Raw genomic sequence first — 24586 nt, forward strand, 5'->3', positions numbered from 1 at the left:
ATTTTTAACATCACTAAATAAAAGGATGTCATTTTGCCAAATACTACTTCAACTGAAATTTCTATTGCTCATTCCTTGCCAATTGTAGGCCCTCAATTAGGAATTTGGGTAGCAGATCAATTAGCCGCTAAGGATAATACTTTTGCTGTTGCTCAATATGTTGAGTTATTAGGAGATATCAATGTTGAGCGACTTAATGAAGCTATCAAACTTGGGCTGATAGAAGCGGATACAGTACATACTCTATATCAAGAGCATGCGGATGAGAGTGTGCAAATACTACAATCAGCTGACGGTAAAGCGCGGCTTGTTGCTGATTTTGTTGACTTAACAAATGCCAATAATTGTGCAGTTGATGATGCTATTAGCATCATGCGAGATGATATTGCACAGGCTCCAAGAGCGAATGCAGAAGATAATCGCTTTCGACATATTGTGTTTAAGTTACCGACTGAAAAAGGTAAACCGAAATGGCTTTGGTATCAGCGATACCATCATTTAATGTTAGATGGATTTAGTTTTACTGCATTGACACAACGCATCAGTAATATTTATTCAGCTCTGCTGTCTGGAGAAGAGGTAGGAGATTCACCATTTACCCCCTATGACGCAGTTGTTAAAGAATATATTGCTTATGATAAAAGTGATAAAAAAAATAGAGATAAACAGTTTTGGCAAGATTATTGTGAGCAGGATATTGCGCCTAGCTCATTGTCTTATCGTCAGTCAGCGAGTACTGATGGACTTAATATAGATGTGATCAGAGAGCAGTTTGTACTGTCGGATGAGATTGCCGAATCACTAAGGCGTCATGTTGATTATTCTTTATCAGATATTGCTAGCACTGCTGTGTTTATTTATTTGGCTAATCTCACAGGCCAACAGACTCAATGCGTAGGTTACCCATTAATGAGACGGATGGGCTCTCAGGCTTTAACAACATTGGGTACTTCAGTGAATGTACTCCCGTTAATCATGACATTAAAACCTGAATTTACCTTTGAAGATTGCATTAAAGCTTTGATGCAACAAATTAAAAAAATTAGACGCCATCAGCAATACGAAGCAGAGCAAATACAACGAGACTTAGGGGCGGCTGGCAACAAAGAAAGACTTTATAGTGCAACGTTAAACTGTAAATTATTTGATTACCAGCTAGATTTAGCAGGTGTAAAAGGTAAAACTCATCAAATGGCTACCGGGCCGATTGAAGATATCGAGTTTGGTATTTATCTACTTCAAGGTAAATTATCAATAGAATTATCTGCCAATGCAACACGCTACAACCAAGCTGAATTACAGTTACATGGCCATCGTTTATTAAATTTATTAGCCCAGTATGCACATAATGTAGCGTTTAATTTACATCCTGCTTTAGATAGTTATTCAATGGTCACTTCTGAAGAGAAGCTACAATTAGTTGAGTGGTCAAATGGCCCCAAAGTTGATACAAGCCCTTATGGTGAAACTATCGTTTCGTTGTTGGTAAAACAAGCTAATACAGCAGGGCATAAAACCGCGCTGGTTCATGAAGGGGATTCATTAAGTTTTGAAGATTTATACAAACGTGTTAATCAATTAAGCCGCTTGTTACTCTCTCACGATGTGAAAGCAGGTGATTTGGTTGCGGTTGCTGTGCCACGCAGTATTGATTCTATTATTTCTATTTTTGCCATCATGAATATAGGTGCGGTGTACCTGCCGCTAGATCTAGGACATCCAGCAGATCGTTTAGCCATGATGTGTGAAGATAAAATCCCCAGCCTTGCATTAAGCACCATCGACAATAAACACCTGTTACCTGACACAGTATTAACCCTTTGTTTAGATGATAAGCCAACGTTAACCGTACTTGAAGCTTGTTATGATACGCCTTTATCGGTAGATAAAACGGATGTTAGAAAACAGCAGCTTGCCTATGTGTTTTATACTTCTGGTTCTACTGGAAGACCGAAAGGGGTGATGGTCTCGCATGGTGCATTAATCAACCTAATTAGTGCTTTACAGGCGAAAGTTTATCCAAGTGTTGACTGTAATAAGCAACAATTAAATGTTGCATTAACTGGATCCTTGTCCTTTGATACCTCTTGGGATCCTATTATTTTAATGGCTTTAGGCCATAAACTTCACCTTTATTCTGATAATGTAAAACAAGATGTTTTCTCGTTATTAGCCTCGATTGAATCAGATAAAATAGATACTTTAGCCGTTGCACCTTCTTTGGCGACACAACTAGTGCAAGCCGGTTTATGTGAAGAGGGCAGACATCAACCTCAATTAATGGATATTTGTGGTGAGCCAGTACCACCTTCGCTTTGGCAAACCTTACGTAATAGTACTATTGCTTCACATAACATCTATGGGCCAACGGAATTTACCGTTTATGCAACCAGTGAGCAGATAACTGATAAAACGCCTGATGTTGAAATTGGTAAACCCTTTGCCAATACTTCAGTGTATATACTCGATGAACAGCTAAAACCTGTTCCCATTGGCGTTAATGGTGAGTTGTATCTCGCTGGTGATAATATGTCTTCTGGGTATTTGAATAGACCTGATATTACAGCCAGTCGATTTGTAGCGAATCCATTTATGGATGGGGATGTCATGTACATGACGGGGGATATTGTACGTTGGTCAGCACAGGGACAATTAATATTTGTTGGGCGCTGTGATAATCAGGTAAAAATTCGTGGCTATCGTATTGAGTTAGGAGATGTAGAAGCTGCGCTGTCATGTTTAACGGTAACCAAAGAAGTAGCTGTTATTGTTGAACAAAATGATAATAGTCAACGTTTATTGGCCTACTGTACTTTGAATAACCATCAACTAGGCGATGAGTCAGAAGTTGTTGCTCGTATTTTAAAACAACTGAATGCGGTATTACCAAGTTATATGGTGCCTTCTGTAGTCTCGATTTTAAATGAAATGCCATTAACCGTGAGTGGTAAAATTAATAAAAAAGCATTACCTAAACCGATTATGTTAAGTCAGGGGGCCTTAATACCTAAGACGGTGAAAGAAGTGTTGTTATGTCAGCAAATGGCTTCTGTATTGGATATTGATAGCGTGGCGTTAGATGATGACTTTTTCAAAATGGCTGGAGACAGTATCAGTGCTATGCGGTTAAGTATTGCATTACATAAACAAGGTTATGAGTTAAGACCACAGACCATTTTTCAAGCGAGAACAGCAGAAAAAATGCTGGGCGCGATGAAAGAAATTCAAGCCACCTCGAAAACCACACAGCAAATAGTTGATGATCAGCTAGATAAAAGTCGCGCTAGAACTAAAGTGTTAAATACTCTATTTAATCAACAAGAGTATCAATTACTACGTCAGCATTATGGTGAACAAGCGGATATTCTACCTACTCTGCCTTTGCAAGCCGGATTATTATTTCATGCGCAAATAGCAGGAGAAGATAGTCAATATAGTTTTACCACCAAACTAAGTATCGCTGGAGAAGTTGATACTGAACAGTTGCAACAGGCGATCGCTAAATTGATCGTACAACACCCTCAATTAGCGGCACAATTCGATGTGCAATTAACAGGCAAAGCCTTGCAAATTATCCCGGAAATTTCATTATCTGGTGCAAAACAATACGCACCTCTGCATACATTGGATTTCAGCACTTTAAATGAATCAGATAAACAAAGCGCTTTATATTCTTTAGAAATGGATGAAGCCTACAGAGTGTTTGAACTTGATAACAATAATGGCCAAGGTGAAATATTGCCATCATTACTGTTTTTTAATCTAATTAAACTTGCCGATAAACAATATGAACTGTTAATTACGGCACATCATCTCATTATTGATGGTTGGTCTACCCCAATTTTATTGAGGGACCTATTTGTGCATTATGTTGGTAGCTATGTTGATGACTCTGCGCAGGTGGATACTTTAAATGCGCGTTATCAAGATGTCGTAATAGAGATGGCGAGTAGTTCAACTGAAACGGCAAAACAAGCTTGGAGAACAGCATTAAATGACGTAACACCGACACTGCTTTATGCACAATCGACTTCAGATGTACAAGAATTAAAAACCAGTTTAGATACACGGTTAAGTGCCCAAATACACCAATATTGTCAACACCATGGAGTGACGCTAAATACCTTAATACAAGGCGTTTGGGGCCTACAGCTAGGTGCTATGTGTGGACGAGATAAAGTGGTATTCGGTAGCCCAGTTTCTGGTCGATTCAGTGATGTAGTTGGTATTGATCAGCAAATTGGTTTATTCAGTAATACCTTACCAGTCGCTATTGACTTTAATAGCTACCAAACGGTGTTAACTCAGTTATTGGCGTTACAGAAACAGCAAATCACTTTAATGTCTCATGATAACTTAGGATTAGGTGAAATCCAGCGGATTGCTAATCTCGATAATCTATTTGATACTTTATTGGTGGTGGAGAACTATCCAGCTGATCAGGACTTCCTAAGCCAGTCATACCGTGGACTAGAAGTTAAACAAGTTGAAAATAGAGGATATACACATTATCCACTGACTATATTAGTACTACCTGGTGATAATATACGTATTTTGTTTGAATACAGAGATGTGGTTAAAGCACCTGAACAGTTAGTACAACGCTTTATCCAAATATTAACGCAACTAGTTAATAACTCAGAAATTTCAGTACCCGAATTAATATTTCAAACTGAGCAAGATCAGGAAGTGATATGCAAAGCGAACCAGACTGATGTTGTTGTAAAAGAACATTCTTTGCGTAATTTACTACAGCAGCAAGCACATCTAACGCCGACTAAAATCGCATTAAAAGATGCGCAACAATCATTTACCTACCAACAAATGCGTCATCAAGTAGAAAACGTAGCAACAGGCTTGTTACAGGAAAATAATAGCGATGATTCCGATACAGACTTCATTGCCATTGCAGTCCCTAGGAGTTGTGAATTAAGTATTGCTCTGCAAGCAGTTATTGAGATAGGGGCTGCATACCTACCCCTTGACAGCAGTTATCCTGATGAACGATTAGCTTTTATGTTATCAGATGCAAAAGTCACCACTTTAGTCACAACCAAAGAGCAACTGCCAAGGTTTGCTAAGCCTGCTTTTAGTGGTCTATCACTTAACATTATTTTAATCGATCGCTTATTAATACAGCAAAAAACGGATAATTCATTTTCTGAGCATGCTGTAAAAACAATTAAAGCTGACGATCCTGCTTATGTTATTTATACGTCTGGCTCTACGGGTAAACCAAAAGGTGTGGTGGTCTCGCATCAAGCTATTGTTAATCGACTGTTATGGATGCAAGCTGCGTATCAACTCACTGGCGAGGATGTTATTTTACAAAAAACACCTTCAAGTTTTGATGTATCAGTGTGGGAGTTTTTCTGGCCATTAATTGAGGGCGCATGCTTATTTATGGCTGAGCCTGAGGCACACCGAGACCCTCAAGCCATATTAGATACTATTATTTCAGAAAACATTACAACCTTGCATTTTGTTCCTTCGATGTTAGCGACCTTTGTTGAGCATGCATCAGGAACTAACCAACTATCTGCATTAAACAGTAGATTAAAGCGAGTATTTTGTAGTGGTGAAGCGCTACCAATTGGTTTGGTTGAACAGTTTGAAGCAATCAGTGATAAGCCATTACATAATCTTTATGGGCCAACCGAAGCTGCTGTTGATGTTACTTATTTTCCGGCTAATGAAGCAACTAAAAATCAACTAACTGAAGTGCCAATTGGTTTGCCTGTTTGGAATACTCGGCTACGAATTTTAGATCATCAACTTCGCCCTGTTGGTGTTGATTGTATTGGAGAACTGTACTTAACAGGACAACAACTCGCCAATGGATATTTAAATAGGCCCGATATTACTGCAGATAGGTTTGTTGCAGATCCTCAAGCGGACGGTCAACGCATGTATCGCACCGGCGATATTGCTAAATGGTCAAATGATGGCAATGTGATTTATTTGGGGCGCACTGATGACCAATTAAAAATTCGTGGCTTACGTGTAGAGATAGGAGAGATAGAGCAAGCGTTACTAAGTTTTGATGAGATTAAAAAAGTGACGGTTGATGCACGAGCTTTACAACGCTCAATACCAACACAACCACTTCAAGATAATCGTCAGCTGGTGGCCTATTATATTGCTAACAATCAGGTGAACCAAGGGCTGCATTTAAACGCTTCGCAAATGTTAAGTAGACTCTCTGAGAGCTTACCTACGCACATGATTCCCATTGCTTTAATTGAAGTAAACGAGTTTCCACTGAGTGCAAATGGTAAGTTAAATAAAAAGGCATTACCTGACCCAGAACAAAGTCAATCTAGCACAGGCAGGAAACCAACAGCAGGTGTTGAACAAACTATTGCTCAAGCCTTTAAGAAGTTATTAAATGTAAATGATATTTCAGCACAAGATAGCTTCTTTAATTTAGGTGGTCATTCGTTAATGGCCATGAAGTTAGCCGTTGAATTAAGAGCGAGTTTAGGATTGCCTGTGTCAGTTGGACAGATAATGGTTTCACCTACTATTGAAGAGTTGGCTTCAGTGTTAGTTGATGAAACATTACGTAATGATCCTGAAAAAGCAGGTTTTGGACATATCTTACCTATTCGACAAGGGCAAGGTACACCGCTTATCTGTATCAATCCGGGCTCAGGCTTTTCATGGCAGTACACTGGACTTCCAAAATATCTTGAAGGGAATTACCCAATAGTTGGTTTACAGTCACCTCGACCTAATGGTGCTGTTGCTGTCAGTGAGGATATGGAAGCTGCCGTTGAGCATTATTTTAGGGCATTGAAGGGTGTACAGCCACAAGGACCTTATCATTTCTTAGGGTATTCGTTTGGTGGAACTGTCGCGATTGCCTTAGCGGCTAAACTTGAGAGGTTGGGTGAGCAGGTCTCTTTTGTTGGATTATTAGATACCTATCCACCGGAAGGACAAGAATGGAAACGTCCTACTGAAGCAGAAGCAAGTGAGGAAGTGGAACGTGAAAAACGTCAATTCTTTGCTGCTGCCGAAAATGATATTTCAGACAAAGCAGGACTCGCAGAACAAGACAAAATGTTTAATGATATTGTGGCTAACTATGATGATACGGTGCGCTTATTGTCCAAAGCAACTACGCAAAGTTACTCAGGAAAAGTACATCTATTTGTCGCTGAAAAAACCTTACCTGAAGGTTGGGATGAAGTTAAGTCCTGGGCACCTTTTGTTAATGACTTGACAAAATATAGGCTGCCATTTTCGCATGATGATATTTTATCAAGCGAAGCGTTACTGAGCATTGGAACTAGGCTATCTAGATTAGTAAAATCAAGTTTAAATTAGTAACAAATAAAACCTCATTACCTACGAAATTTGTATGTAATGAGGTTGTTCGATTCACTTTACTTCTTCTACTGATTTGTAATCTGAGTTAAATTTCCTCTATCAAAGCATAAATAATCTTCTTTTTGCTTATAATTATTAATTATAAAGCATCCATATTTAATTAAGATCACTTTGAAATATATTTATTTACGTCAAGTGATTTATTTCCCATTTGAATGCTATTTATATGAAATCATTATTTATTTCGTAATGTCCACTTGATATCTTTTTGTTTTTTTACTATATACTACTAAGGTGATATTTAATGGACTATGTTGTTAAAAGGAGATTTACATGAGCAAGGGGTATTACGAGCTAGAACCTAGGATTTTACTGGACGCTGCTGCCTTAGTAACGGCTAGTGAAGTCAATGATAGCCAATCAGACTCAGCAGATGTTGCAGCAAAAAAACAAGTTGATAACGAAGAAAAGTCAGAGGCAAAATTAGCTGAGATTGAATCACTTTCTGCGAGCCTAGTATCCCTTAATTCATCTGCTGACAACATAGACCAGATTGTGTTTATTGATAGCCGAGTTACTGATAGTGGTTATACTGTAGATGCAGATGAAAATACGCTAGTCATTATTTTAGATGCTAATGAAAATGGCATCGATCAAATTACAGAAACCCTTTCTCAATATGACTCTTTAAGCTCAATTCAAATAATCAGCCACGGTGATGATGGCGAATTACTTCTTGGTAGTACCAACCTAAACTCTGATACCTTAGCAGACTACAATGATTTGATTGCAACCTGGCAGGATGCCACGGAAGAGGGGGCAGACTTATTATTGTTTGGTTGTAATGTTGCTGAAACTGAAACTGAAACTGAAACAGGTCAAGAATTTGTACAAGAATTCGCTTTATTAACAGGACTGGATGTAGCGGCTTCTGTTGATGTGGGTACTGGCACTATGGTTGCACCAGTTGATTTGAGTGTTGCCTCATAGGTGACATAAGAAGGGTCGATAACGAGTACTTCATCACCCGCGGTTAATAAACAAGTTGCAGCACAGTACAAGCCATTTTGTGTGCCCGGCAGTACAACCACATTTTCTACACCAACAGCATGTTTAGCTGTTTGATTATGTACCTCTGCTATTTTCTCACGTAAAGCCATATGACCGCAGGTATCGGTATAATGAGTATCGCCTTCTTTGATCGCTCTAATTGCACTATCACAAATAACATCTGGTGTATTAAAATCAGGATCACCGACACTCAATATGATTGTATCTTCACCTTTTCGTTGCGCATTTAAGGCTTCAAAATGGATATTCCAAACATCGCCACCTTGGCTTTTTATACGGTCTACAAACGGTGAATAATTCAAATCCTTCTCCTTATAAATGCACTCTTTTTTATCGTTTTTATTCATTTAGCATTTTTAGATTACCCTTAAATATACGATCGTTCAATAGTGTTTTTTTGCTAAAAGAGTGCGTTTATTTAGCTTCACAATAAAGGTGCAAAAAAGAGGTGATAGGTACATTTTGGTGCGAGGTTAAATGTATTGATAATGCTTATAACTAACTAAATATTAGTGGTTAGCTTCTATTTATATGAACCACAAGGGGGCATGAAAAAATATTTAATTATTATTCAGGTAAATCGTAATTTGGTCGATATAGTCTTTAGATCAATCTTTGGAATTAAATAGAAGACGTATAGAAATGTTCAATTGCTCTCTATTTAATCGGTGCAATCTAGCCCACACAATAGTCACAAACTGTCCTATTAAGTATCTTTTGTATTACTTTAGTAATATATTTATTGAGTGCATAAGCAATTCAAATGGAATGAAGGATGTACTAAGCAACTAATAATCCAGATCGATGATTACCAGAAAATGGGTACGGATAACCAATAATTTAATTTTATAAAATAAGATGGAGTTTAAAATATGTTACGTTCGCTTAAAGTGCAAATATACCTACTGGTCTTTATTCCCTTTGTGATAATGGCCGGTCTTGGTTTGTACAGTGAAATTCGTAGTACGACTGTCATTGAAGATAAAGTGTCAGAGATGACCTTAAACAACACTTTAGCAATAGAGAAAAAACGTTTAAAAACTGTCGTGGACTCAGCTTATTCTATGATACAGGATTACATTCAATTACCCGGTGATAGCGGTTTAAAAGAAGCGTTATCTGTTATCGATAAGCTACGTTATGACAATGGTACGGGATATATTTTTACTTATGACTTAAAAGGTGTTCGTTTACAAAGTGGTTCTGGTAAGGGTATTGGTAAAAACTTTTATAATAACCAAGATAAAAAAGGTAATTATATTACTCAGAATGTTATTAGCGCTGCAAAAGATGGAACGGGTTATAGCACTTATTACTTTGTTAAGCCTGGTGCAACGGAACCTTCTCCAAAATATTCATACTCTTTATTAGTACCAAAATGGAACATAGTCATTTCAACGGGCTTTTACATCGACGATGTAGAGAAAGCACAAAAAGAAGTCGATGCAGCGATTGTTGAAGTTGCTACAGAGGCAATCAATGATGCAATTTTTCTGTTCTTGATCGCTTTTATAATAGTGGCTGTTGCCGTCTTTATTGCTATTAATAAATTATACTTGCCACTTAATAACTTAAGTGTATCAGTGAATGGATTAGCCGCAGGAGAAGGAGACTTAACGGCTACCTTACCAGCTAGTTATATATCTCTACTCGATAAAATAGCAGCAGATTTCAATAAATTTTTGGCTGCGATGGGATTAGATATTAAGAATTTAAAAGGCACCAGTGAAGAGCTTAACAATATTGCTAGTCAGTCAAGTCAGCAGCAAGCTCGTTTAGAGGCATTATCAAATCAACAGAAAGAAGAAACGGTACAAGTGGCTGCAGCTATTGACCAAATGTCTTCAACATCAAATGAAATAGCAAATACAGCAGAACAAACACGTGCTTCAGCTACTGCTGTGGAAACAGAAATAAGAGGTGTACTACAACAAGTAGAAGTGTCCAATGAGCAGCTTGAAGATTTAAATAGTTTAATGAAAGGAGTAGAAGGTTCAATCAACGAGTTGGGTGATAACGTGACATTGATCCATTCTGTATTAAGCGTTATTCAAGGTATTTCAGAACAAACTAACTTGTTAGCATTAAATGCAGCTATTGAAGCTGCACGAGCAGGTGAACAGGGGAGAGGGTTTGCGGTAGTTGCTGATGAAGTGAGGAATCTTGCTAAACGAAGCCAGGATAGTACAGTTGAAATCAAAGGGATTCTAGATAAGTTACAAGATAGTGCAGAGAAAACAGTACAAGATATGGCGCGTTCAGATGAACAAAGACAAGTTGTGACCGATGCCATGGCAAAAATAAGAGAGTTTATTCACAGCAGTAATCAAGGTATTCAACAATTATCAGAGATGAATGTACAAGTAGCAACAGCAGCTAGTGAACAATCAACAGTGTCCTCTGAGATAGCGGAACGAATTAACGGCATTGCTTCATTGGCTGAAGATATTGGTAATAGCTCGACAGAAGCAAGGTCACAGTTTGCAAGTTTAGAACTACAATCTAAATTAATCGCTGAGATGACTAATAAGTTTACTGTTTAGCAGATAATAAAAACGATATAAGCAATATGCCGATTGTTTATATCAATGGTTATTTAAAGACATTAAGGCTACGTACAAAGAATTTGTCGTAGCCTTTTTTATTGTTTAATTTTGGACTTTAATTATATCGTTGATGACAATAATTATACTGCGACTAGAGAAGAGTAGTGGCTCTCCATAACTAACTACTTAAATTCCTGAATAAGGAAGTTGGCCTTCTCTGGTCTAAATAATCTAAATTAATTGATCTGTTAGTAAAACAGATCAATTAATTGACGCTACAATTGTATAACCTTTGCAATTTAATAATACAATATGTCGAGGTTTATTTAAAAAAGTTAGTCTTTAGTGCTCTGTATATTTAGTTTTAAATAGCTTTTGAAATAAAATTTTATAGCATCGTTTTTTTAAAATATTCGAGTATAATTTCTTTTATTATTTTAGTGAAAATAACCATTTCATGTACTTCTTTCTACCTGTTTAAAACTCACCAAATTTTCCTATCTTAAGTTAATAAAAGAAAATTAAGACGTTTGTGCCAGTGTATATAGGGCTTATGTTTTTTTTATTAATCTGTTTACAGATCTAACTTCTTAGCGATTTTATGCTGAAACTGAGATCTAGTTAAGACTTTCTAACAATCTTGAATACGTCTATTTAAAACTTGAGGTAGGCTTATTAGCAACAAAAAAAGAACTGTATGCACAGGGTAAGCGTGAATAAATAGTTACTTTTTACACGCAGACTATTTTGCATTTGTCATATTATTAAATATTATAAATAAGGGTTCCAATGAAACACGGAAAATTAAATTTATTACTAAGCACTTCAGTTGCTATCGCTTTATCTGGTTGTGCAACAACAGATGAGCCTGTTGGTCCAATTAACTTAGCAGGTACTTCAGCACCGCTAGTAGTGGTTGAAGCAACATCAAGTACGCATGATGGTAATGGCCCTGATCGTCTAATTGATGGTGATACGTCAACGCGTTGGTCTGCAAGTGGTGATAACTCTTATGCAGTGTTAGATTATGGTCAAGTTGCTGAATTTGATGCAGTACGTATCGCTTTTTCTAAAGGCAATGAGCGCGCTAGTACATTTGATATCTTAGTGAGTGAAGACGGAAATACTTGGACAACTGTACTTGAAGGTGAAAAGTCATCTGGCAAGATCACGTCGATAGAACGCTTTCCATTTACTGCGGTAAAAGCGCGTTATATTAAATATGTTGGACATGGTAACACTAAAAATATGTGGAACAGTTTAACTGAATTTTACGCAGTGAATTGTGCTATTAATACTTGTCTTGCTAATGAGTTTGTAACTAGTGATGTTATTGCCGCTAATGAAGCAGCTAACAAAGCTGCTAAAGCTAAACAAGCTGAAGAAAAAGCAAGAATGGCTGCATTACGTAAAGGTGACTTCGGTACTTACGTTCCATTGAAATGTGATTCAGCAGTCTCTGATTGTACTAAGAAAACATGGTGGGATGTGCCACTTAAATCGCCAGTAATTCCTGCAGTACCAAAAGCAGGTAATAAGCCAGGTGAAAACTTTGACTTAACAACTTGGTACCTATCACAACCTTTTGACCATGATAAAAATGGTAAGCCTGATGATGTTAACGAATGGTATTTAAATCAAGGCTATGAGCAACCAGAGCTTTTCTATACTGGTGACGACGGTGGTCTAGTTATTAAAACCTTCATCAAAGGTACACGTACTTCTAAAAATACTAAATATACACGTACAGAAATGCGTGAAATGTTACGTCGTGGTGATAAATCAATTCCAACGAAAGGCGTTAACAAAAATAACTGGGTATTCGGTAGTGCTCCTGAAGCTGATTTGAAAGCTGCTGGTGGTGTAGATGGTGTAATGGATGTAACAATGAAAGTTGACCACACTACAACAACGGGTGAATTAGGCCAAGTAGGTCGTTTCATTATTGGTCAAATTCATGATCAAGATGATGAGCCGATTCGTCTTTACTACCGTAAATTACCAAACAGAGACACAGGTTCAGTTTACTTTGCACATGAAAACACACTGGAAGGTTCAGACAACTACTTTAGTTTAGTAGGTGATTTAAGTGGTGAAGTTGAAGATGGTATTGCACTTGGTGAAGTATTCTCATACCAAATCAAAGTTGAAGGGAACACAATGACGGTTACATTAAAACGTGACGGTAAAGATGATGCTGTGCAAGTGGTTGATATGAGTAAGAGTGGTTATGACCAAGGCGGTCGTTACATGTACTTTAAAGTGGGTGCGTATAACCAAAATAACACTGGTGATGCCGAGGATTATGTACAAGCAACTTTCTACAAAATCAAAACATCACACGATCAATACCATAAATAATATAAACATTATTTAAACGTCATTAAAGCCAGCTTTTGCTGGCTTTTTAGTTTCTGCCACTCGTTAGTTGTTTTCAACTCATCTATAATGAAATGATTAATAAACAAATCTATTTGTTTATCTTCGGTTTTATTCTGTTTTGTAATATTAGATTAGACTTTTTGTCATATAGTTCCTATGTCTTTATCAAAGCAGCATGCTTTTTAGCCTCAGTACAAATTAACGATGGAATCAATTTATGAGCAAAGGAAAGTTTGTTAGCGGTAATATTTTTAACCATATTATTGTAATGTCTTCCACCAATGCTATTGGTTTAACTGCATTGTTTTTAGTTGACTTAGCAGATTTATTTTTTATTAGTTTATTAGGACAAACTGAGCTCGCTGCAGCGGTTGGTTATGCCGGGACTATCGCATTTTTTACTACCTCCATCAGCATTGGTTTATCAATAGCAATGACGGCGTTGGTGTCAAGGTCTATTGGTCAACAGGATCGAGATAAAGCTCGTCAATATGTCATTAATATACTGGTGTCAGGCTTCATTATCAGTTCTATTATCGCCGCCATTATTTGGTATTTTACGCCCGAATTAGTGACACTCATTGGTGCGCGCGATGAAACACACGATCTTGCAGTGGAATATCTAAGAATTCTGTTACCTTCGTTACCTATCTTGTGTATAGCGATGAGTGCAGGTGCTTCATTACGCTCTGTTGGTGATGCGAAATTAGCGATGTACTCTACATTAGCTGGTGGGGCAGTTAATGCCATTTTAGATCCTATTTTTATCTTTGTTTTTGATATGGGATTACACGGTGCAGCATTGGCATCAGTTATTTCTCGCTTTGCAGTAGCCTGGTTGGCTTTATATGGAGTGACTCGCATCCATCAATTAATGGGACGTTTTGATTACAAGTCATGGTTGGCGGATCAACGAGATATCCTTAAGGTTGCGATACCTGCTATTAGTACTAATATTGCAACCCCATTAGGTAATGCTTATGTCACTTTAATGATTGCTTCTTTTGGCGATGCTTATGTTGCTGGTTGGGCTATTGTTGCTCGATTAATGCCTGTTTCTTTCAGTATGATCTTTGCTATGTCTGGAGCTGTAGGGCCTATCATTGGCCAAAACTTCGGTGCTTTATTGTATGATAGAGTTCGCTTAACCAGTAAAAGAGCCTTACAATTTACTGTGGGTTATGTACTTGTTGTATCGTTAATTATTTACTGTTTGCAAAATCAAGTTATTTTATTGTTTAGTGCGCATAGTGAAGCTGCTGACATGGTTGCATTCTATTGTACTTGGCTATCTGTCACTTTTATTTTTAATGGTGTTATTTTTATAGCAAATGGTACTTTTAATAACTTAGGGTATCCAAGTACCTCTACCATTATGAATATAGGTAAAGCTACAATCGGAACCATACCATTTGTGTATTTTGGCGGTATGTGGTTTGGTGCATTTGGGGTTGTTGCTGGGCAAGCTGTAGGCGCTATTTTGTTTGGTATTATTGCTTGGTATTGGTCACAATATATTCTCAATCGCCTCGGTAAACATGACGCTGTAGAATTAATGCACCAAGATCAAGGTGAGGTCAATTTAACGCCAAGTTTACCTTTACCTCCATTTAGTTCTAATCGAGGTTATATATACTCCGAACAGGATGATGTTGATAATGAATCGGCTAATAGCCTTGATAACAGTCAGCTTAAAAGTAAATGAACTAAATTAATTTCTATTCAATTCATATTAAACCTCATTATTGGTGATTGTTTATAACGATTATTATTTCGATATTAATCGGGAGCAGCCACCAATTGATATTTTATTCTCAATTTTTCTAAATTAATCAACCTATATGCTTAAAAAAAAGACTAAAAAATAATTAATATCAGTACTTTATAATGTTTAGTTAATTAGTTTATTTGGCATAGCTAAATTTGACTTTTGGCCTCTATTGATTGTTATTCATTTAGTATAGACTGAATTTAATAACTAATTCGTATTACTATCTTATATTAATTGGTATTTATTCGCTGAAAATTATTGAGTAAGCTTTTTTGCATATTTATTACTTTTTGCATGTTAGATAAGCGAACAAACATTGATGTTATTTAGTTATTTAACAATACAAACAATCCAATTAATCATGCATATGCATAACGCTAAGTTAGCGCTAAGCCATGAAGAACATGGATTAAAAGTCACAAAGATGACTTAACCATAAAGAAATGCTCTAAAAAATGGAAATTATGAAATGAAGAGCCTCAAATATAAAATATTTTTATTATTTGTTTCGATACTGCTGATAGTACAAGGGATTACTTTTTATGCACTTTACACCACGAATAAAAGCCAAGAAGCAACTGAAGTAAATAGTCGACTCACTTCCGCTAAAACCATCTTTACAGAATTATTTAAACGCCGTATTGAATATTTATCTGCATTTACAGCTATCACAGCAAAAGAAAATAATATTATAAAAGTGTTTGTAGATGGAAGTATCCATCATTTATTAATTGCTTTAAATAATCAAAGACAAGAGATTGATACAGATTTAGCGATGTCTATTACTTCTGATGGTTTAATTACAGGGCAATTACAACGAGAGTTAGTTAGCAATATTGATAACTCAATCGAAGATAGTAATTTTTATAATAAGATTAACCGTGGGGTAGAGGTTGGCGAGCAATTTCGTTATCCGAACTGGTTTGAATCGACGCAAACATCACATATCTATGCTATTGATGGTTTGTATTACCAAGCGAGTATTTCCCCCGTCGTTTATAGAGGAAAAAAAATTGGCTGGCTTGTATTTGGCTTTGAAATAAACCAACGCTTAGCTAATGAATTTAAGTCCGTCACAGGTTTACAAACCGAGTTTGTATTAAAAGAAGGCCAGCAATCATTCTTAACAGCTTCTTCTGAACAACATATCCAAAATTTTAGCCTACAAAAAAAGCTAAACTTGACAAGTGCAATTGATGAACAACGCCTACCTGATGATTTTATTGGGACTTCAGCGGTATTGACACGTTTCGAAGACCGTGAACTTGTTGTTTACATGTATAGCCTAAAAGAAAATATTATTTCTATGATTGAAGAGCAGTGGTGGCCACTGTTGATGTTGGCTATCTTAACGCTTATTGCTTCTTTAACCAGTGCCTATTTTATTGCTGCTTCAATAAGTCGACCAATCAACCGGCTTGTTAAGCATGCAAAGGTCATTGCAAGTGGACACTTTCAACAAAATATTACCTTTAAAGAAAAAAATGAAATAGGCCAGTTAGCTAATGAATTCAATCATATGCAGGTTGCTTTGTTACAACGAGAAGAAGCAATAACGCGTTTAGCTAACCATGATCTGCTCACTGATTTACCAAATAGGCATCGCCTTAATGAGTTTTTAGTCGGTTTAAAAGACGATCACTTTATGATGTTGCATTTGAATTTAAGTCGGCTGAAAGATGTGAATGCGACATTAGGTTATGACGTAGGGGATTTAGTTATTCAAGCACTTGCGAGTCGATTACAAAAGATCTCAGAACAGCAACATGTTCAGTTTTTAGTGCACCTAGGGGCAGATGAATTCATTTTAATTGTCGATACCATGGAAGTCAGCGAGGTAAGCGCTCAAGTCAATAAAGAACTAGAAGAGATATTTAGTTTCCAAGGTATTAGTTTGCAGCTGCAAGTACGAATGGGTATCGCCTTATACCCTGAACATACCACTGATGTTACTAAACTTGTGCAAATGGCGGATACTGCTTTACACCACACTCGTAACACAGGTAGCTTAGTACAAATGTATCAGCCTGAATTAGATGTAAATACAGTAGAAAGGTTAAGTTTAATCAATGACTTAGTGAAAGCTATTCCAGCGAACCAATTTGAGTTATATTTTCAACCTAAACTGTGTATGACGTCTAGGAAAGTTAAACACGTTGAAGCTTTAGTACGTTGGAAGCATCCTACCTTAGGAATGATCCCACCAGATAACTTCATCTCCATTGCAGAAAAAACTGGTCAGATAGAAGCACTAACTCGGTGGGTTTTTACTGCGGCTTTAATACAATGCAAAAAGTGGAATGAGCTAGGGTTAGAGATCAACATGGCTATTAATATTTCAGCTGAGAACTTAAAAGAACCTGATTTCTATGATTTTGTTTGTTATACCATGCATGAGCAAAATATCAGTCATAGTCAAGTTACATTAGAAGTGACTGAAAGTTCTGTCGTAGGGGACACGGCCGCAGCGATACAACTGTTAAGTAAATTCAAAGACTATGGTTTAAAAATCTCGATTGATGATTATGGTACTGGTTATTCATCGCTAGCACAGCTGAAACAATTACCTGTACATGAGCTTAAAATAGATAAATCCTTTATTCAACGACTTGAAAAAGATGTTGATGATCAAATTATTGTGCGATCTACTATAGATTTAGCGCATAACATGGGCTTAAAAGTGGTCGCGGAAGGGATAGAAGACGAATATTCTTTATCTTGGTTATCTGATTATGCTTGTAATTATGTACAAGGTTATTTTATTAGTAGGCCAAAACCTGCTTCAGAGTTAACGCCTTGGTTACTTAATCCTCCTTCTTTCGAAAAGACAGATTACCAAATCTGATCTCTTAAATTCAGTTGCTCGAAAACACCTTATATAAGAATAAAAACCACGCTCCTTTCAATAAAGCAGCGTGGTTAGTTTTATGTTTATTACCTATTTTTTAATTTTTTATTTAAAAAATGAAGTTAAATTAATCGTTTGATCATACGACTTTGTGAATAATGGAGAAGTAATTTCAAAGTGTAAAGGTAATTCAGGGCTGGTTAATAGTGAAAAAACATTACTGAACATATCACTTGGTTTAATGCTTAACGGCAGTTGAATGCTATTGCTTCCTTCACTGATTTTTTGATTGTTTACTGCACCAGTGAATAGTTCGCTACCTTTCGAAGAAACTGAGTAATTAACATCATCTAGCGGTAAACTAAACTCATTTTGGTTATCAACTTCTAAACTAAGAATAATATCTAACTGACTAAAGCTTGCATTCACCACCTCTAAATCAGCGATAGAAACCGTCGGTACATATAAGGTTGCTGATTTTTCAAATGGGATAGATAAGCCAAGTGCGCTCACACTTCCTTTTACTTGATAATCTAGTTTGTTTTCTTTAAATAAAAGCTGTTGTAAAGAGGTCAGAGTTTCTTGAGTTAGTGCTAATGATAATGCCACATCTTTATTACTATTGGCTGCGAGTGTACCAATAGAATCTGTTTCACCCTCTAACATTTTACTGTCGTTTAAAGATAACTCGTAGCTCACATTATTAATTGGCAGTGAGAAAGCGTTATTATTGGCAATATTAAAGGTTGGGTTTAACTCGATGCGATCCATTGAAACTTCACCCACTGAAATTGATTTGTAATTAACTTCGGGTTGCTGCACATAGTCTTTAATACTTTCTTGTAGAGTGGTACAGGCTGTTAATACGCTAACTGCTGCGACAAAGGTGAGTTTTTTAAACATGGATTGATCCTGTAAGTTATTTTAGATTTAAAGGATTATATCAGATTGATATCTATCTCATACTAAAGCGATAATATTTAGAGTTTAAATTTTAGGTCAATAAACTAGAGGTGAATAGATCATGCTTGGGGGATTAAAACGGGGATTACTAGATTATAGCCAGCAATCTCCGTCTTAATGTTGATAACAATTCTAATCATTATTTGCTGATTTATGCTTAAATAGATCGGCTATAAGATTTATTTTATTGTTTTAAAATCACCTATAAAAGTGCTTATTCGTTGAGCGTTAACACCACGATCGCTGCGACCAATACGTGAGACACTTCGAATATCTATTTTACTACCATTTTCTTGTTCACTGATTCGTATGATCACATCGTCAGCGAAATGGAAAAAGGCAGTGTAAGCTGTCGCTTCAAGAAAACCCTTTTCCGGATCTTCATAGACTATTTCCCAGCCTATTTTGTCTGCCAAAAGAAGAGATTTCTGGTAGGCATTTTTTGTAGAAAGGCTTGTCAGAAGCGGTTTAACATTCGGGTAAGCTTGCTCTTGTTGTTCTGCTATTTGTTGTCCACCATATTGCAACGTGTTTTTCGCCCCAGGTCTATCATCACCTAAGAAAACAAATTTAGGTGGGTTAGTTGTATCTGTTGAAATATCGTGAATAGGAGGATAGCGAACTGGCTCGCGCACCAAGCTAATGATACTTGGTGTTAATATCCCGATCCCAAGAATGAATGCGGTGATTGCTTTTACATTGAATATTTTTTGCTTGTTATAGCCGTTAATTATAAAAGTTATTACTGCCACTGTTAATGCGGTATAGCCAAGGGTATCGTTATATTGTCGACTTGCAGAAAACCCGACGATAGGTTCCCATAAATTAAGTGAAGCGCCGAATACCATTATCACTGCAATACTTATACAAACAATTGATAGGGTTAAGCAAAGGGTATTAATTTTTGACATGATGACCTCATTTTTAATTAGGTAATTATTAAGTTAAGCATCTTCTTCCCACACTTGCAGTATTCTATTTAATAAGTGATTCAATTGTGCCTTTTCCTCTGTGTTTAATACATTAAATTTTTGTTTCTCAGTATTATGTAATTTTACAATGACTTCACCGATCAATGATTGGCCTGATTCACTTAGCTGAACTAATTTCCCGCGTTTATCATTAGGGTTATCCATCCGTTGAATTAATCCAGCAGTATGCATTCTATTAAGTACTTTGGTTAAGCCACCAGAGCTAAATAACATAGCACTGGATAATTCAGTTGGAGTAAGGCAATAGGGAGGCTTTTCTTTTCTTAAGGTTTCTAATACCGAAAATTCAGCAACTTGTAACCCATAAGGTTCAAGTACCAATGATAAATTCTGTTGGCAATAAGCACTAACACGATGAATACGCAATATTTCAGGTGATATTTGGTTATTTGATTCTGGCCAGTTTGCTTTTGTTTTCGCTAGTACATTAGCAATGGAGCTTTGTTTACTCATATTACTTCCTTCAATTAATATAATGTAAATATACCTTGCTAGAAAGCTAAATTGCAATTATTATCTTTCTAGAAAGCTAAATAACGAGGGTTTTATGAGCAAACACATATCTACATCACTATTATTGTTACTTGCAGGCATCTCTGCATTAACACCATTCGCCACTGACGGCTATTTATCAGCAATTCCAATCATGGCAAAAGATCTTAATACGGATATTTCCATGGTTGCTGTTACCGTTAGTCTTTATATTTTGGGTTTGGCTATTGGACAATTGGTAGGAGGACCGTTATCCGATAAATTCGGCCGTAAATCTATTATTGTTGTTGGTCTCATTATATTTACTTTAGGTAGTTTCGCTATTCCGTATGCACATTCTTTAGAAATGTTATGGACAGTGAGAATGATACAAGCCTTGGGTGGCGGTATTGCCGTGGTAGGCGTACCTGCAATTATTCGAGATAATGCACATGGTAAAGATGCTGCACGTCTATTTTCATTAATCATGTTAATCACCATGCTAGCCCCCTCAATTGCGCCATCTGTTGGTACGCTTATATTAAAGTTATCGAACTGGGGATGGATATTCACTTCATTAGCTATTGTTGGTGCGATTGTGGCGGTAGCAACATTATTAGTAATGCCTACTGAAATAAAAGTTAAACAAGCGAACAAAAGTGGTGGTTATTTAAGTGTATTCAAAGAAAAGAGAGCGTTAGGGTTCTTATTGGCGCAGGGCTTTTCTTTTTCAGTGTTAATGACATTTTTGACTAACGCTCCATTTGCTTATATTGCACATTTTGGTGTGAGTGAAACCTTTTTCTCTGGGTTGCTTATACTTAATGTAGCAGGGGTTTCAATTGTTAATCGTGTTAATACTTATCTTTTACATAAGTACGAGCCGAATCAATTATTGAAGTCATTTTTAATAGTGCAATTAACTGGTGCGGTTATTTTGATTGTGGCCACAGCTTTCTTCCCTGAATCTTTATGGTTAACAGTATTAGGTTTTGTGGCTATTACAGCAACAATGGGAGGAGTTATTCCAAACTCCAGTGCATGTTTTATGAATTATTTCGGAAAAAGTGCAGGGGTTGCAGCTGCAACATTAGGTGCTACTCAGTATATGTTAGGTGCTGCTATTAGTGCATTAGCTGCGCTTTTAAGTTATGACTCATTGTGGCCTATTGTTTGCGTTATGACGGTAGCAACAGTGATTGCGTATTTAGGTGGAGCGATTAAACAACCATTATCATCAATAGACGTTGATGCAAAAAAATCTGAAATATAAGTCGGATAAACTGACCTATTAATAAGCATAATATTGAGGTGGCAGGGATTATACTCTGCCAACCTTTTTTATTTACTAGGTTAAGCGTTAAGTTTTTCTATTTGATGTTTACTTTCATTGTAAATGTAAATCGAGTTACCTTTGATTTTTTTAGCCATGGATTTAGCGTGTGTGGTTAATACGGCAACATCATGGTGACTCTTACAATAAGGAGGAGGAAGACAAACACAACCAATTGATATGCTTAATAAGGGATAGAACTGTTTTTCACCCATTCTATCTTCACCTGAAATACCGCCATTAACTAGATCTTCTGGTCGGTACCGATAACCTACCCAATCTGAAAATTTATTTAAAATACGTTCGCACTGTTGCTTCCAATCGATAGATGATGAGATAAGAATAAAGTCATCTCCACCAATATGGCCAATGAAATCATCAGTTCCATTCACTTTTGCTCTAAGAATATCTGCCAAACCCAAAATAATTTGATCACCTTTTTCATAACCATAATAATCGTTATAGGGTTTAAAATTATCTAAATCTATATAACACACAGTGAAAGGGGTTGATGTTGATAGAATATAATCGAGCTTTTTACTAATAGGGACATTACCGGGTAACAAAGTAAGTGGGTTCGCATAACGTGCGTTATTAATTTGTAAGCTTGTTATCTCTTTTAACAAGTCAATGATCAAGCCAATGCCTTTATATTGACCTTGTTTAACAATGATAAACTCTAACACCTTCTTATTATTGATTTTTTCACTAATCATTAAACTAGCTTGCTCTATGGCTAAGTCCTCCTCTAAGAGCAATACGTCTTGATCAATTAACCTGGATAATTCAAACTTATTCGATAGATCGTGCCCATATTTAGAAAATAATAGATTGGTTAATCCACTTCTCCGTACTACACCCACAGGTTGGTTATCTTTAACAATAGGAATGCAATCTAAATCTGGGTATTGATTAAATAGGTCGGTACAGGTTTGTACATTGGATGAAATGTCTATCGCCTGAAAGGGTAATAAAAGATCACCAATCGTCGCGCTAGATAAAATTCTGTTACTAGTTGCATTGATTAAATTCCTATCCTGAAAAAAGTGTGATGATAATTTAACAATGGGCGACTCTTCAGGACGGCTAAAATAATAACCTTGGCAAAAAGGGGTACCAATTTTTTCAATAAATTGAAATTCATCAGCTGTTTCAATTCCTTCGGCTATCACTTTACAATTAAGTTCTTCTGCAATGTTTTTAATGGAACGAACGAATTGCTGCTTGACCTTATCGGTATCAATGTCGCATATAAAATGGCGGTCTATTTTTACAAAATCTGGACGCAGTTCATACCACATTCTTAAACCAGAGTAGCCAGAGCCTAAATCGTCCATGGCAATTTCAAAGCCCATCTCTTTATAATGCTTAAGTGCATCTCTAACTAGCTCGTAATTCTCTAAAGGGCTGTGCTCGGTTAACTCTATGACCACCTGAGAGGGTGATAAACCACTATTTTGTAATAGTTTTAGAGTTTCACCTGATTTAAAATTTGGCTCAAATAAGGTTTCAGGGCTGGCATTAAGAAACAGTTTCCCGGGTAATTTACTTTGTTTAAAGGCTGATATCGATAACTCACGGCATAACAATTCTAATGCAACCAAACAACCTTGTTGTTTGGCTGCTTCAAATAAAGCAATCGGTGAATGGAAATCTGTACCTACGGGACCTCGTGTTAGCGCTTCGTAACCAAAAATAGCTTGTTGGCCATTCTCAATGATAGGTTGGAATACGATAGATAAGTTTCTATCGTGAATAATTGATTGAATCGTTAACGTCTTTAAATTGGGCATAATTTCACTGTCATTAGTTAAACATTATTCATAATAATCACTTTAATAAAGGGCAATAAATTTACTTTATGTCGTTATGCCAACTGTCCTAAATAGATAGGGTAAATATTAAAATAAATAACAACTATTCAAGTGTCGTAATTTACATATTTACTCAGTTTTTAAAAGAACAAAGTCGTTAAGTTAAGCAGCTTGACGGGTATTACGTAAAAAATAGAAATTAAAGTGCATCCATGTGCCTAGGCTACAAATAAAATATGTCACTTTTATGACTGTGATATCTATTAAAAATCAAGTGTTTATAGATAAACCATAAACACGAGAAGTAAACACTAGCGGAGAGGGACAAAGAGGGGGATGTTAGCGCCCGATAATTTTTTTAAAGATGGATCCTAAAATTGATAGAAAACTCACAGTTTCTGCATCAGCGGCACTTTCAGCACACTGTTTTTTAAGTTCTTCTTTATTATTTGGAATAGATCTTACTAATTCTACCATCTCTTTTTCATCAAAGATAAATCCTTCAGCCGGACTGTTTTGAGATTGATATCGATCGATTAATAAATCTAACAAGTTAATGATAATACTGGTTTTATTGAGGGAACCAATATTATCGAAAATAGCTCCATTACCTAACTCTACAGTGCGTCGACGGGCACGAAATTGTTCTTTTTGCTGACTTAATTCATTCCATGTTAATTTATTAACACTGGTTATAACTTTATGATCATTGCGCCAATAAATAGCATCTCTTCCGATCACTATGCCTCGATGAAATTGAGTAAATGACGTTCGCATCGCAGCAAGAATATATTCATCATCGGGTATATCTAATACAGCCCGGGCATAATGCTCCACATCTTTAGGTACAAGTGGGTTCATATTGAAGTTATTTTCACCGTGGTAATAGGTTAATACTTTCATTACCTCATCCAACATACTCATTTGTAACTCCTTGATATTTTTAGTATCAGTTATATTAACTAAATTTAGCCTTTATTTGTAGTACAAATGAGCTTAACTTATTTGAAATAGTTGCATCAACTAACAGTTTTACACAAATTGTGAGTGATATGCCAAG

13 protein-coding genes are annotated in these 24586 nt (G+C 36.4%); 7 read left to right on the plus strand and 6 right to left on the minus strand.

The window, feature by feature from the left end:
• The first annotated feature begins 33 nt into the window (after positions 1-33).
• Together AC0L3W_RS04740 and AC0L3W_RS04745 are read left to right on the plus strand one after the other, a co-directional pair.
• Positions 34-7332 (plus strand): amino acid adenylation domain-containing protein, encoded by a 7299-nt coding sequence (locus AC0L3W_RS04740; RefSeq protein ID WP_409439551.1) that lies wholly within the window; start codon positions 34-36, stop codon positions 7330-7332.
• Between the two features lie 336 nt (positions 7333-7668).
• Entirely contained in the window at positions 7669-8325 is a 657-nt protein-coding gene (locus AC0L3W_RS04745) for a DUF4347 domain-containing protein (protein ID WP_409439550.1), read from the plus strand.
• Here the strand turns inward: AC0L3W_RS04745 and AC0L3W_RS04750 are convergent.
• Positions 8214-8708 (minus strand): aminotransferase class I/II-fold pyridoxal phosphate-dependent enzyme, encoded by a 495-nt coding sequence (locus AC0L3W_RS04750; protein WP_409439549.1) that lies wholly within the window; start codon positions 8706-8708, stop codon positions 8214-8216. The genes AC0L3W_RS04745 and AC0L3W_RS04750 overlap by 112 nt on opposite strands.
• A 570-nt stretch (positions 8709-9278) precedes the next feature.
• Here AC0L3W_RS04750 and AC0L3W_RS04755 point away from each other — a divergent pair.
• From AC0L3W_RS04755 to AC0L3W_RS04770, 4 genes are all read left to right on the plus strand, one after another.
• Entirely contained in the window at positions 9279-10949 is a 1671-nt protein-coding gene (locus tag AC0L3W_RS04755) for a methyl-accepting chemotaxis protein (protein ID WP_409439548.1), read from the plus strand.
• 792 nt (positions 10950-11741) lie between these two features.
• Positions 11742-13313, plus strand: coding sequence for a polysaccharide lyase family 7 protein (locus tag AC0L3W_RS04760; protein WP_409439547.1), 1572 nt, complete (start codon positions 11742-11744; stop codon positions 13311-13313).
• A 238-nt stretch (positions 13314-13551) separates the two neighbouring features.
• Positions 13552-15039, plus strand: a complete 1488-nt coding sequence (locus AC0L3W_RS04765; protein WP_409439546.1) for an MATE family efflux transporter — start codon at positions 13552-13554, stop codon at positions 15037-15039.
• A gap of 535 nt (positions 15040-15574) precedes the next feature.
• Positions 15575-17950: a bifunctional diguanylate cyclase/phosphodiesterase gene (locus AC0L3W_RS04770; protein WP_409439545.1), complete on the plus strand. Its 2376-nt coding sequence runs from the start codon at positions 15575-15577 to the stop codon at positions 17948-17950.
• A 108-nt stretch (positions 17951-18058) separates the two neighbouring features.
• Here AC0L3W_RS04770 and AC0L3W_RS04775 read toward each other — a convergent pair whose 3' ends face one another.
• From AC0L3W_RS04775 to AC0L3W_RS04785, 3 genes are all read right to left on the minus strand, one after another.
• On the minus strand, positions 18059-18856 hold the full coding sequence (locus AC0L3W_RS04775; RefSeq protein ID WP_290038272.1) for an LEA/WHy family protein: 798 nt from the start codon (positions 18854-18856) through the stop codon (positions 18059-18061).
• A gap of 239 nt (positions 18857-19095) precedes the next feature.
• On the minus strand, positions 19096-19827 hold the full coding sequence (locus AC0L3W_RS04780; protein WP_409439544.1) for a DUF1499 domain-containing protein: 732 nt from the start codon (positions 19825-19827) through the stop codon (positions 19096-19098).
• A gap of 33 nt (positions 19828-19860) precedes the next feature.
• The gene (locus AC0L3W_RS04785) at positions 19861-20361 is read right to left on the minus strand and encodes a MarR family winged helix-turn-helix transcriptional regulator (protein WP_409439543.1); all 501 of its coding nucleotides are present in this window, start codon (positions 20359-20361) and stop codon (positions 19861-19863) included.
• A gap of 94 nt (positions 20362-20455) precedes the next feature.
• On the opposite strand from AC0L3W_RS04785, the gene AC0L3W_RS04790 reads away from it, so the two are divergent.
• Entirely contained in the window at positions 20456-21652 is a 1197-nt protein-coding gene (locus tag AC0L3W_RS04790) for a multidrug effflux MFS transporter (RefSeq protein WP_409439542.1), read from the plus strand.
• 80 nt (positions 21653-21732) lie between these two features.
• Here the strand turns inward: AC0L3W_RS04790 and AC0L3W_RS04795 are convergent, their stop codons facing one another.
• Positions 21733-23505, minus strand: a complete 1773-nt coding sequence (locus tag AC0L3W_RS04795) for an EAL domain-containing protein (RefSeq protein WP_409439541.1) — start codon at positions 23503-23505, stop codon at positions 21733-21735.
• A 360-nt stretch (positions 23506-23865) separates the two neighbouring features.
• Complete coding sequence (locus tag AC0L3W_RS04800; RefSeq protein WP_290038266.1) at positions 23866-24450, minus strand: hypothetical protein; 585 nt, start codon at positions 24448-24450, stop codon at positions 23866-23868.
• Between the last annotated feature and the right edge of the window lie 136 nt (positions 24451-24586).

This window comes from Psychromonas sp. KJ10-5 (assembly GCF_055808325.1).